Genomic DNA, 12,428 nt, shown 5'->3' on the forward strand with positions numbered 1-12,428 from the left:
CTGCAGGGAAGGTCGAAGGTCAGTCCGCCAGCGCCGCCGCGCCGCCGTGGCGCTCCAGCAGCGCCTGGCGCGTGGCCGGGCTCTGCAGCTGCTCCAGCCACCATTGCAGCGCCAGCCCCTGCGGCGCCTTGCGCGGCTGCGGCGCGGCCGCGGCGCGCCAGGCGTAGCCCAGGCGCGCGCGGCGCAGCGGGCGCTGCGTGGCCTTGACCACCAGCCGCCCGGCGTTGATGAGATCGCGCGCGATCGGCTCGGGCATGAAGCCGCAGCCCAGGCCGCGCACCTGCGCCTCGACCTTGGCCTGCAGGTTGGCCACGGTGAACACGTCCTGCCCGGGCAGCAGGTTCACCGTCACGGGGGTGAGGCGCTGCGCCGAGTCCGCCACCGCCACCGCGCGGTGGCGCAGCAGCTCGGCGTCGCTGATCGGCCCCTCATGGCGCGCCAGCGCGTGGTGCGGCGCCACGGCGAAGACGAAGCCGATCTCGCCCAGCGTGCGCAGCTCGATGCCCGACGGCGCCGCATGGTCCACGTCCACGCCGACGGCCAGGTCGGCCTGCCCCGACACCAGCGCCTCCCAGGTGCCGGCCAGCACCTCGGTGCGCAGCCGCAGCCGCGTGCCCGGCCCTTCGTCCCCGGCGGTCGGGCGCAGCGCGAAGAAGGCCTCGCACAGCTCCAGCATGGTGCGCTGCGAGATGGTGCCGTCCATGGCGATGGTCAGCTGCGTCTCCCAGCCGCCGGCCACGCGGCGCACGCGGTGCGCCACCGCCTCCATCTCCGCCAGCAGGCGCCGGCCCTCGCTGAGCAGTTCCTCGCCGGCGGCGGTGAGCCTGGCCTGACCGGAGCGGCGGTCGAACAGCAGCACGTCGAGCGCGTCTTCGAGCTGGCGCACGCTGTAGGTCAGCGCCGAGGGCACCTTGCCCAGTTCGCGGGCCGCGGCGGCAAAGCTGCCGCAGCGGGCGATGGCGTCCATCATCGCCAGCGCGTCGGGGGTCAGGGCGTTGTGCCGCTTCAGCATCCCTTCATCTTATTTGAATGAATCGTTCACAGTTATGACGGTGCATTTCAGCAACGATGAACGTCAAGACACGCCGGGCAGGCTGCGGCGCCCGGGGCCTCGATACAGTGACGCCCCATGAAACACCTGATGAACGTGCTGGACGTGCTGCCCTGGCCGGACTGGTTGGCGCTGGCGCTGTTCCTGGCCGGCTGGGTGGGCTACGCCAGCTTCGCGCGGCGCCAGGGGCTGGCCGAGCGCTCGCTGCTGGCGCTGAGCAACCGCGAGCGCCGGCGCTGGATGCTGCAGACCACCTACCGCGACAACCGCGTGCTAGACGGCGTGGTGACGCAGAGCATGTCCTCGGGGCCGAGCTTTTTCGCCTCGACCACCATCCTGATCATCGGCGGCCTGCTGGCGATGCTCTCCACGACCGAGCGCGTCGCGGAGCTGGTCAAGGAGATCCCGTTCGCGGCGCGCACCAGCGTGCTGATCTTCGACCTGAAGCTGGTGCTGCTCACGGGCATCTTCGTGCACGCCTTCTTCCGCTTCACCTGGAGCATCCGGCAGTACAGCTTCGGCGCGCTGCTGGTGGCCGCGGCGCCGGACCGCGACGCGTTCGCCGCCATGGGCGAGAAGGCCGATGCCGAGCGCGAAGCCTTCGCCGACCGCGCCGGGCGCGTCATGGCGCTGGCCGCCGAAGCCTTCAACGACGGGCTGCGCGCCTACTACATGGCGTTTGCCGTGGTGGGCTGGTTCTTCTCGCCGCTGTTCTTCATGGTCGCCACGGCGGGCGTGATCTACGTGCTCTACCAGCGCGAGTTCCGCTCGGCGGTGCTGGCGGCGCTGCGGGGGTAAGGCGAGCCAGGTCGGTCAGGGCCCCTCGATGAACGGCTGCGCTGCCGCCAGGCTGCGCGCCGGCGCCTCCTCCTGCGGCAGGTGCCCGGCGCCGTCCACCTGCAGCAGCGCGCTGCCCTCGATCCACGACTGCAGCACGCGCGCCTGCGAGATCGGCGCCACGCGGTCGGCCGTGCCCCACAGCAGCATGACGGGCAGGTCCAGCCGCGCCAGCTGCACCGTGCCCTGCGATTCGTTGAGCAGCTGCCGCCACTGCTGCAGCAGCGCCCAGCGGTTGCCCTCGCGCTGCAGCAGCTCCTGGCGCCGGTCCACTTGCGCCGCCGTCACCAGCGACGGGTCGCCGTAGAGGCGCCGGAGCACGTTGTCCACCAGCGTGCGTGGCAGCCAGCCCGAGACGAACCAGCGCGGCCAGGGAAATCGCAGCGCCCAGCGCAGCGGCGCGGGCAGGGCCTGGTCGCGCTGCGGCGCGCCGGCCACCAGCAGCAGCCGCTGCACGCGCGAGGGCACCAGCAGCGCCATCTGCGCCGCCACCTCGCCGCCGCGGCCCTGGCCGACCAGGCGCATGGCCTTCACGCCACGCTGCTCCAGCAGCGCCAGCACCCAGCGCGCGTCGGTGCCGGGGCGGTAGTCGTCGCCCGGCGCGGCGTCGGTCAGGCCGCTGCCGGGCAGGTCCACCCGGATGACGCGGTGCGTGCGGCGCAGCGCCGCGGCCCAGTCGTCCCAGTCGTGCAGGCTGCCGCCCAGGCCGTGCAGCAGCACCAGCGGCTGCGCATCGGACTCCGGCCCCTCGTCGCGGATGTGAAACACCAGGCCGCCGGGCAGCTCGACGAATTGCGAGGGCCGCTGCGCCCAGCGCTCCACCAGCGACGCGGCCGGGCGCTCCGGCGCGCGTGACCAGGCCAGCAGCAGCGCCAGCGCCAGCAGCGACAGGCCGACGAGCCGCGTCAGCGCGGCCTTCCAGCCCGGGGCGGGTGGCGCCTGCTGCTTCAATCGCTTCAATCCGCCGCGGCCGGCTGCAGGTCCGGCGCCAGGCCGACGCGCTCGTCGAACACGAAACACGCGCCGCGCCAGCGCGGGGCATGCGTCTCCTCGAAATACTTCAGGATGCCGCCTTCGAGCTGCCAGACGTGCTCCAGCCCCGCCTCCTGCATCAGCAGCGCCGCCTTCTCGCAGCGGATGCCGCCGGTGCAGTAGCTCACCACGGCCTTGTCGCGCAGCTGCTCCAGGTGGGCCAGCAGCGCGTCGGGGAAGTCGCTGAACTTCTGCAGGCGCCAGTCGATGGCGCCTTCGAACGCGCCGGCATCGACCTCGAAGCCGTTGCGCGTGTCCAGCATCACCACCGGGCGGCCGGCGTCGTCGTGACCCTGTTCCAGCCAGCGCGCCAGCGTCGGCGCGGGCAGTGCCGGGGCGCGGCCCTGCGCCGGGCGGATCGCCGGGCGGTTCATGCGAATGATTTCCCGCTTCACCTTCACCAGTAGCCGCTTGAAGGGCACGGTGTCGCTGAAGCTTTCCTTGGGGGCGATGTCGGCGAAGCGCTCCTCGCTCCGGAGTTGCGCGACCCAGGCCCGCACGCCCTCGACGGGGCCGGCCAGGAACAGGTTGATCCCTTCCTCGGCCAGCAGCACGGTGCCCTTGAGGCCCAGTGCCAGGGCGTGGGCATGGAGTTTTTCGCGCAGCGCCGCCGTGTCGGGCAGGTGCAGGAACTTGTAGGCGGAGATGTTCAGTACGGCGTTCACGGGCCGGATTCTGTCAGGGGGGCCTCCGTAGAATCCCGGGATGCCTTTCGTTCACCTGCGCACTCATACCGAATATTCCGTCGTTGACGGCACGCTCCGCATCGACGACGCCGTGGCCGCCGCCCGCAAGGACGGCCAGGTGGCGCTGGGCATCACCGACCTGAACAACCTCTTCGGGGCGGTCAAGTTCTACAACGCCTGCCGCAAGAAGGGCCTGAAGCCCGTGGTCGGCGTGGACGTGTGGATGGAGCCCGAGGAAGGGCAGGCGCAGCCCAGCCGCCTGGCGCTGCTGGTGCAGGACGTCGGCGGCTACCACAACCTGAGCGAATTGCTGGCGCGCGCCTGGACGCGCAACACCCAGCGCGCCCAGGCCTGGGTGAAGTGGGAATGGCTGCAGGAGCTGGGCGGCGGGCTGATCGTGCTGTCCGGCGCCGACTGCGGCTGCGTCGGCCTGGCGCTGACCGCCGGCGACACGCGCCGCGCCCGCGCCGCCGCGCAGCGCCTGGCCGCGATGTTCCCGGACCGCTTCTACCTGGAGCTGCAGCGCGCCGGCCTGCCCGGCAACGAGGCGCACGTGCGCGCCGCGGTGCAGCTGGCCGCGCAATTGAGACTGCCGGTGGTGGCGACGCACCCGGTGCAGTTCCTGGAGCCCGACGACTTCGAGGCGCACGAGGCGCGCGTGTGCATCGCCGAGGGCGAGACGCTGGGCAACCCACGCCGCGTGAAACGCTTCACCCGCGAGCAGCATTTCAAGACCCAGGCGGAGATGGAAAAGCTCTTCGCCGACCTGCCCAGCGCGATCGAGAACAGCGTCGAGATCGCGCGGCGCTGCAGCCTGAGCCTGGTGCTGGGCAAGCCGCAGCTGCCCGACTTCCCCACGCCGCTGCTCCCCGACGGCAGCCGCATGCCGATCGCCGACTATTTCAAGCTGGCGTCGTTCGAAGGGCTGGACGGGCGGCTCAAGCAGCTCTTCCCCGACGAGGCCAAGCGTGAGGCCGAGCGGCCGCGCTACGTGGAGCGGCTGGAGTTCGAGATCGGGACCATTTTGAAAATGGGTTTCCCGGGCTACTTCCTGATCGTGTCGGACTTCATCAAGTGGGCCAAGGAAAACGGCTGCCCCGTCGGCCCGGGCCGGGGCTCGGGCGCGGGCTCGCTCGTGGCCTACGCCTTGTTGATCACGGACCTCGACCCGCTGCAATACAACCTGCTGTTCGAGCGCTTCCTCAACCCCGAGCGCGTGTCGATGCCCGACTTCGACATCGACTTCTGCCAGGGCAACCGCGACCGGGTCATCGACTACGTCAAGAACAAGTACGGCCGCGAGGCGGTCAGCCAGATCGCCACCTTCGGCACCATGGCCGCCAAGGCCGCGCTGCGCGACGTGGGCCGCGTGCTCGGGATGGGCTACGGCCACGTGGACAGCATCGCCAAGCTGATCCCGGCGCCGCCGGGCAAGTCGGTGACGCTGGCCAAGGTGCCGGAGAAGCCCGAGTCCAACGTCATCTACGCGCGCCAGGAGGCGCCGGAACTGGAGCAGCGCGAGGCCGCGGAAGAAGAAGTGGCCGAGCTGCTGAAGCTGGCCATGCGCGTCGAAGGGCTGGTGCGCAACATCGGCATGCACGCCGGCGGCGTGCTGATCGCGCCGGGCAAGATCACCGACTTCTGCCCGCTGTACCAGCAGCCCGGCAGCGACTCGGCGGTGAGCCAGTACGACAAGGACGACGTCGAGGCCATCGGCCTGGTGAAGTTCGACTTCCTGGGGCTGGCGACGCTGACCATCCTGGAGCTGGCGCGGCACTTCATCGTCACGCGCCACGCCGACCAGAAGGACTTCGCGTTCGAGACCATTCCGCTGGACGACCGGCGCGTCTACGAGCTGTTCTCCAGGGGCCTGACCGAGGCGGTGTTCCAGTTCGAAAGCCGCGGCATGCAGGGCATGCTGCGCGACGCCAAGCCCAGCCGGCTGGAGGACCTGATCGCCCTGAACGCGCTGTACCGCCCGGGGCCGATGGACCTGATCCCCACCTTCGTGGCGCGCAAGCACGGGCGCGAGGACGTGCTGTACCCGCATCCGCTGACCGAGCCCGTGCTGTCCGAGACCTACGGGATCATGGTCTACCAGGAGCAGGTGATGCAGGTGGCGCAGGTGCTGGGCGGCTACTCGCTCGGCGGCGCCGACATGCTGCGCCGCGCCATGGGCAAGAAGAAGCCCGAGGAGATGGCCAAGCACCGGGACATCTTCCGCAAGGGCGCGGCCGAGAAGGGCATCGACCAGGACAAGGCCGACGAGGTCTTCGACCTGATGGAGAAGTTCGCGGGCTACGGCTTCAACAAGTCGCACGCCGCCGCCTACTCGCTGCTGGCCTACCACACGGCCTGGCTCAAGGTGCACTACACGGCCGAGTTCTTCGCGGCCAACATGACCATCGAGCTCGACGACACCGACAAGCTCAAGGTGCTGCTGGCCGATGCGCGCGGCAATTTCGGCATCGACTTCGACCCGCCCGACGTCAATCACGGCGTCTACCGCTTCGAGCCGGTGGAGAAGAAGCGCATCCGCTACGGGCTGGGCGCGATCAAGGGCACGGGGCAGGGCGCGATCGAGGCCATCGTGGCCGCACGCCAAGAGGGCGGGCCTTTCAAGAGCCTCTTCGACTTCTGCGCCCGCGTGGACCGCAGCCGCGTCAACAAGCGCGTGGTGGAGGCGCTGGTCAAGGCCGGTGCCTTCGACGCGCTGCACCCCGACCTGCGCGCCAGCCTGCTCGCCAGCGTGGGCCTGGCCTTCGAGTGGGCCAACACCCAGGCCGCGCATGCCGACCAGGGCGGGCTGTTCGATTTCGGCGACGACAGCCACGGCTCCAGCGCGCAGGAGCCGCCGCTGGTGGCGGTGGAGCCCTGGAGCATCAAGGAGCGGCTGCTGCACGAGAAGACGGCCATCGGCTTCTTCCTCAGCGGCCACCTCTTCGACCAGTGCGCGCAGGAGGTGCGCCGCTTCGCGCGGCTGCGCGTGGCCGACCTGCAGGACAGCCGCGACCCGCAGCTGCTGGCTGGCATCGTCACCGAGCTGCGCATCGTCAACGGCGCGCGCGGGCGGGTGGGCATCTTCAAGCTCGACGACAGCAGCGGCTTCATCGAGGCCGTGGCCGACGAGCGGCTGCTCGACGCCAACAAGGAGCTGCTGCGCGACGACGAGCTGATCGTGCTGCAGGGCAAGTGCCAGCCCGACCGCTTCAGCGGCGGGCTGCGGCTGAACGTGCAACAGGTGTGGGACCTGGCCGCGGCGCGCTGCCGCTTCGCGCGCTTCCTGCGCGTGCCGGTCAACGGCAGCGTGCCGCCGGTGGAGGAGGTGCTGCGCGACTTCCCGGCGCGGCGCCTGGAGGACGAGTCCGGCGAGCAGTGGCAGGGCCTGACGGTGCGGCTGACGCTGCAGCGCGACGGCGCCACCGCCGAGCTCGACCTGGGCGACGCCGCGCGCTTCTACCCGACCGACGAGGCGCTGGCGCGCTGGTCGCGCGGCTCGCACGGCGCGGCCCGGCTCGTCTATGGCGCCGAGGCTACGAACTGATGCACTTGCGTGCCCCCGCGCTGTCGTCCTAACGGGCACGGCAACGCGTTGAGTGCGCTGAATCACTTTTGAGTCGTAGCCCGATGAAAGCTGTCCTGGGTGCCGCGCTGGCCGCTGCTGCCGTTTCCCTGCTGAGCCTGTCCACCGCCGCGCAGGCGGCCGACGTGGGCGTGTCGGTGCAGATCAGCGAGCCCGGCGTGTACGGCCGCATCGACATCGGCCGCTTCCCGCAGCCGGCGGTGATCGTGCAGCAGCCGGTGGTCATCCAGCAGCCGGCCTACGTGGTGGCGCCGCCGCAGCCGGTGTACCTGTGGGTGCCGCCCGGACACCAGAAGAACTGGGGCAAGCATTGCGGCCGCTACAACGCCTGTGGCGTGCCGGTGTACTTCGTGCAGGACCGCTGGTACCGCGAGCACGTGATGGCGCGGCGCGACGATCGCCGCGGCGACTGGCGCGACGACCGGCGCGACGACCGGCGCGGCGACTGGGACGACCGCCGCGGCGACGACCACCCCGGACGCGGCCACGGACATGGCCATGGGAATGGCCACGGCCACGGCAAGCACAAGGACTGATTGACGGGGCGGCACGGCGCGCGCCGCCGCGCCTTCGTCTTCAGCGCGGCGCCGGCGCCTCGTAAGGCTGCCCGTCCACGCGCAACCCCTGCTGCGACAGCCGCGCCGCGCCGCGCGCGCCGATGCCCGGCACGCGCTCGACCAGGTCGCTCCAGCCGCTGAAGGGCTGGCGCGCGCGCTCGGACAGCAACCTCTCCGACATCGCCACGCCGATGCCGCGCAGCTGCTCCAGCTGCGCCTGGGTGGCGGTGTTGACGTCCAGCGGGGCGGCGGGCGCGGCGGGCAGCCGGGCGCTCGCCAGCAGGGCGACAGCCGTCGCCAAGGCCAGCGCGAGCGGGCGCCGGCGCCAGGTGCGGGACGGGGCGGGCGGGGGCATGGCTCCTCCGGGTCGCTCAGGGGACGGGGCCAGGGTAGCAGCCGCCCTGTCGGATCGGCGAAACGCCGGTCCGGGGGCTGGACGGGCGGGGCGGAAAACTTCGCTAGCATCCCGCCCCTGATGACAAAAGTACCTGCTTCGGTCCTGGCGCAGGCGTCCAAGGACGCCGTCAGCAAGGAGGAAAACCGGCGAGTCGCCAAGCGGCTGCGCGGCTATTTCTGGCCCGAGCGCTGGGGCATCCTGGCCGCGACGCTGTTCTTCGTGCTGGGCTCGGCCACCGAGCCGCTGATCCCGCTGCTGCTGCAGCAGGGCCTGGACAAGGGCTTCCTGGAGCGTCCGGCCTTCCCGCTGTGGGCGGTGCCGGTGACGCTGATCGGGCTGTTCATGCTGCGCGGCCTGATGAGCTTTGCCGGCACCTACATGCTGCAGCGCAGCGTCTCGCACGTGGTGCTGAACCTGCGCGGCGACCTGGCCCGCGCGGTGTTGCGTGCCGACGCGCCGCTGTTCTCCCGGCTGACGCCGGGCGTGATCGTGACCAAGGTGATCAACGACCCGCAAAGCATCGCCTCGATGCTGGGCGGCGCCTCGATCACGCTGCTGCGCGACGGCACCACGGCCATCGCGCTGCTGGGCTACCTGTTCTATCTGAACTGGCAGCTCACGCTGCTGGCGCTGGTGACGGTGCCGATGCTGCGCATCGGCGTGCGCGCCGTGCACCGCCGCGTCAAGCACGTGGGCTCGGTGGGCTACGAGGCGCAGATCCGGCTGGTGAACGTGGTGGACGACCTGGCGCGGGCCTGGCGCGTGATCCGCACCTTCGACGCCGCGGCCTTCGAGCAGGAGCGCTTCGACCGCGAGGCGCGGCAGGTGCGGCGCTTCGCCATCAAGAGCGCCGCGGCCTCGGCCATGATGACCCCGATGTCGCAGCTGGTGGCCAGCCTGGGCGTGGCGGCCATCGTGACGCTGGCCATGTACCAGGCGCAGCAGAACGCCGCCACGGTAGGCGAGTTCGTGGCCTACGTGGCGGCGCTGCTGCTGCTGGTGTCCAAGACGCGGCCGCTCACCGACGTGTCGCAACCCATCGTGGGCGCCATGATCGTCGGGCGTGCCAGCTTCGAGCTGATGGACTCGCCGCTGGAGCCCGACCAGGGCCGGCGCACGCTGGAGCGCGCCCGCGGCGCGCTGCACTTCGACGGCGTGACGGTGCGCTATGCCGGCGCCGACCGGCCGGCGCTGGACGGGCTGTCGCTGGACGTGCGCCCGGGCACCACGGTGGCGCTGGTGGGCAGCTCGGGCGCGGGCAAGACCACGGTGGTCAACGCGCTGCTGGGCTTCGCCACGCCCGAGAGCGGCCGGCTGCTGCTCGACGACGTGCCGGTGCAGGAGCTGACCAAGGCTTCGCTGCGGCGGCAGTTCGCGGTGGTGTCGCAGGACATCGTGCTCTTCGACGGCTCCATCGCGGCCAACGTGGTGTATGCGCTGCCCTACGACGCCGCGCGCGTGGAGAGCTGCCTGCGCGCCGCGGCACTGTGGGACTTCGTCAGCAGCCTGCCCGAAGGGGTGCAGACGCCCATCGGCGTCAACGGCAGCCGCCTCTCCGGGGGGCAGCGCCAGCGCCTGGCCATCGCGCGCGCGCTCTACAAGGACGCGCCGGTGTGGGTGCTCGACGAGGCCACGTCGGCGCTGGACACGGAGTCCGAGCGCGCCATCCAGCATGCGCTGGAACAGTGGCAGGGCCAGAAGACGATGATCGTCATCGCGCACCGGCTCAGCACCATCCGCGGCGCCGACGCGATCTGCGTGCTCGAGGACGGGCGCATCGTCGAGCAGGGCACCCATGCCGAGCTCGTGGCGCTCGGCGCGCGCTACGCGGGCATGGTGCGGGCGCAGGCGGCGGGCTGAGGCTGCGGCCGCGGCTCGGCAGCCGCACGGGGCTGCCGAGCGCAGGCTGTGCGGGCCTGGGAGCTTCTTGTCCTTCGCTCAAGGGATTGTCCCAGGTGCTGTGATACGCTGCGCGCCCGGTTAAAGGGCAGCGACAGTCTGGCCTGCCGTGCCTGCAAAATGGTCACTCCTGTCAACGTCATCTGCATGAAATGGGGCTCGATGTACGGGCCCGAATACGTGAACAACCTGCGCGCCGGCGTCGCGCGGCACCTGCGGCGGCCGCACCGCTTCGTGTGCTTCACCGATGACGCCAGCGGGCTGTCACCCGACGTCGAGGCCCTGCCGCTGCCCAGCCTGGGCCTGCCGGCCGGGCAGCAGGACCTGCGCTGGCGCAAGCTGGCCGTGTTTGGTGCGCAGCTGGGAGATCTCGAGGGCACCACGCTGTTCCTGGACCTGGACCTGGTGGTGGTGGGCAGCCTGGACGAGTTTTTCGAGCTGCCGGGCGAATTCCTGATCATTCGTGACGACGAGCTGTTCCGCCACAAGCCGCTGCGCAAGGTCAACCCGGAACGCGACCGCTTCCTGGCCAGCGTGGGCAACTCGTCGGTCTTTCGCTTCGAAATCGGCGCGCATCGCTACATCCTGGATGCCTACGTGGCCGACCCGGCCGGCGCCGCGGTCCGCTATGAAATCTCCCAGCAGTTCCAGAGCGCGCAGCTGGCCGCGCATGGGCACCTGAAGTACTGGCCGCAAGGCTGGTGCGTGAGCTTCAAGAACGGTTGCGTGCCTCGGCATCTCAAGAGCTACATGCGCGATCCCGTGGTGCCCGAAGGAGCGCGCATCGTTGTCTTCGCCGGCACGCCCAAGATGTCCGACGTGCTGGCCGGCGGCGGGCATCGCTGGTACCGCCGCATCGGCGACGTGGGCTGGCTGCGCCGGGCCTGGCAGGGAGCCTTGTCGTGAAGCAGGTCGTGTGTGTGAAGTGGGGCACGATGTACGGCCCCGAGTATGTGAACCGTCTCTATGCCATGGTGGCGCGGCACCTGACACCGCCGTTCCGCCTGGTGTGCCTGACCGACGACCGCCAGGGCATCCGGCCCGAGGTGGAATGCTTCGAACTGCCCGAGCTCGGCGTGCCGCACCCTCAGCGCACCATGGGCAAGTGGCGCAAGCAGGTGCTGTGGGGTCGCAGCGTGCCCGGGCTGGAGCCGGGGCCGGCACTGTTCATCGACCTGGACTCCGTGATCGTGGGCCCGCTCGACGACTACTTCACGCACGGCGACCCGAACGACGTCTACGTCGCGCGCAACTGGGCGCGGCCGATGCAGAAACTCGGCCAGACCTCGGTGTTTCGCTTCCCCGTGGGCGGCAATGCCCACCTGCTGGAGAACTTCCGCGCCGATCCGCAGGGCATTGCCGACAAGTACCGCTTCGAGCAGCACTACGTGACGTATGCGGTCACGGGCGGCGTCAAGTTCTGGCCCGAGGCCTGGACGCGCCACTTCCGGCTGCACTGCCTGCCGCCGTTTCCGCTGCGCTATTTCGTGCCGGCCAAGTTGCCGCGCGAGGCCCGCATCGTGACCTTTCCCGGCGGCCCGAATCCGGATGACGTGATCGAGGGGCGCTGGAACAAGCAGGTACCGCCATTTCTCTCGCGCTGGCAGCACTTCAAGGCCACCTTCGGCGGGCAGCGCGTGGACAGGAAGCGCTGGCGGCATCTGCAGCGTTTCGTGCTGCCGGTGGCGTGGATCAAATCCGCGTGGCGGGAGTAGCGGCACGGGTGCCGGCGGTGGACAAGCCTCTGGTCATCGTGGGAACGGGCCTGCTTGCCGAGCAGGTGGCGTTCTACCTGGGGGGCGTCGCAGGACGACCGCTGGCGGCATTCGTGCTGGACCCTCAGTACATCCGAGAACCGACCTTCTTGCAGCGGCCCGTTCTCGATTTCGTGGAGGCGCAGGCCCGGTTTCCCGCGTCCACGCATGACCTGTTCGTCGCCATCGGCCATACGGCCACAGCGGCGCGCCGGCGCTGGTTTGACACGGCAATGGCGGCAGGCTATTCGTTGCCGAGCTACGTGCATCCCACAGCCTGGGTGGCGCAAAACGTCGCCGTCGGAGCCAACACGCTGATCCAGGAGCAGGCCGTCGTCGCCCCGTTCGTGCGGCTCGGCGACAACGTGACGTTGTGTCCGCAAGTTGGCATCAATCACCACACGCGCGTTGGCAGCCACTGCTTCTTTGCACCAGGGGCCCGTGTGGCCGGCGATGCCGACATCGGGCCGGGTTGCTTCATCGGGCTGGGCGCTCTCGTTCGCGACCGCGTCCGCGTCGGCGAGGGCTGCGTCATCGGTGCCGGTGCGGTGATCATGGCCGACTGCCCCGCAGGCGGGCTGTACCGGGCCACGCGCACTGACCGAACACGCGAAGTTGAAAGCTGAAATACC

General features: G+C 70.5%; 11 protein-coding genes. 7 read left to right on the forward strand and 4 right to left on the reverse strand.

Annotated elements, in window-relative coordinates:
- Positions 1-19: 19 nt before the first annotated feature.
- Positions 20-1,012: a LysR family transcriptional regulator gene (locus FJ694_RS13080; protein WP_157267683.1), complete on the reverse strand. Its 993-nt coding sequence runs from the start codon at positions 1,010-1,012 to the stop codon at positions 20-22.
- Positions 1,013-1,129: 117 nt separating this feature from the next.
- Here FJ694_RS13080 and FJ694_RS13085 point away from each other — a divergent pair, with 117 nt between their 5' ends.
- Positions 1,130-1,849: a DUF599 domain-containing protein gene (locus FJ694_RS13085; RefSeq protein WP_157267684.1), complete on the forward strand. Its 720-nt coding sequence runs from the start codon at positions 1,130-1,132 to the stop codon at positions 1,847-1,849.
- Positions 1,850-1,864: 15 nt separating this feature from the next.
- Here the strand turns inward: FJ694_RS13085 and FJ694_RS13090 are convergent, their stop codons facing one another.
- On the reverse strand, positions 1,865-2,839 hold the full coding sequence (locus FJ694_RS13090) for an alpha/beta fold hydrolase (protein ID WP_157267685.1): 975 nt from the start codon (positions 2,837-2,839) through the stop codon (positions 1,865-1,867).
- Positions 2,840-2,844: 5 nt separating this feature from the next.
- Positions 2,845-3,585 carry a sulfurtransferase gene (locus FJ694_RS13095; RefSeq protein ID WP_157267686.1) on the reverse strand — a complete coding sequence of 247 codons (741 nt, stop codon included), beginning with the start codon at positions 3,583-3,585 and terminating at the stop codon, positions 2,845-2,847.
- A gap of 40 nt (positions 3,586-3,625) precedes the next feature.
- Here FJ694_RS13095 and dnaE point away from each other — a divergent pair, with 40 nt between their 5' ends.
- Together dnaE and FJ694_RS13105 are read left to right on the forward strand one after the other, a co-directional pair.
- Positions 3,626-7,150: a DNA polymerase III subunit alpha gene (gene dnaE, locus FJ694_RS13100; RefSeq protein WP_157267687.1), complete on the forward strand. Its 3,525-nt coding sequence runs from the start codon at positions 3,626-3,628 to the stop codon at positions 7,148-7,150.
- An 83-nt stretch (positions 7,151-7,233) separates the two neighbouring features.
- Complete coding sequence (locus FJ694_RS13105) at positions 7,234-7,725, forward strand: hypothetical protein (RefSeq protein WP_157267688.1); 492 nt, start codon at positions 7,234-7,236, stop codon at positions 7,723-7,725.
- Positions 7,726-7,765: 40 nt separating this feature from the next.
- On the opposite strand, the gene FJ694_RS13110 is transcribed toward FJ694_RS13105, so the two are convergent.
- On the reverse strand, positions 7,766-8,101 hold the full coding sequence (locus FJ694_RS13110) for a ComEA family DNA-binding protein (protein WP_157267689.1): 336 nt from the start codon (positions 8,099-8,101) through the stop codon (positions 7,766-7,768).
- Between the two features lie 120 nt (positions 8,102-8,221).
- Between FJ694_RS13110 and msbA the strand changes: the two genes are divergently transcribed.
- The 4 genes from msbA (at position 8,222) to FJ694_RS13130 (ending at position 12,422) form a co-directional block, all read left to right on the forward strand.
- On the forward strand, positions 8,222-10,003 hold the full coding sequence (gene msbA / locus FJ694_RS13115; protein ID WP_157267690.1) for a lipid A export permease/ATP-binding protein MsbA: 1,782 nt from the start codon (positions 8,222-8,224) through the stop codon (positions 10,001-10,003).
- 159 nt (positions 10,004-10,162) lie between these two features.
- Positions 10,163-10,948, forward strand: coding sequence for a hypothetical protein (locus tag FJ694_RS13120; RefSeq protein ID WP_157267691.1), 786 nt, complete (start codon positions 10,163-10,165; stop codon positions 10,946-10,948).
- On the forward strand, positions 10,945-11,757 hold the full coding sequence (locus tag FJ694_RS13125) for a glycosyl transferase (protein WP_232540010.1): 813 nt from the start codon (positions 10,945-10,947) through the stop codon (positions 11,755-11,757). The genes FJ694_RS13120 and FJ694_RS13125 overlap by 4 nt, the downstream gene beginning before the upstream one ends.
- 17 nt (positions 11,758-11,774) lie before the next feature.
- Complete coding sequence (locus FJ694_RS13130) at positions 11,775-12,422, forward strand: acetyltransferase (RefSeq protein WP_157267692.1); 648 nt, start codon at positions 11,775-11,777, stop codon at positions 12,420-12,422.
- The last annotated feature ends 6 nt before the right edge of the window (positions 12,423-12,428 follow it).

This window comes from Azohydromonas aeria (assembly GCF_009760915.1).
Lineage (GTDB): Bacteria > Pseudomonadota > Gammaproteobacteria > Burkholderiales > Burkholderiaceae_C > Azohydromonas > Azohydromonas aeria.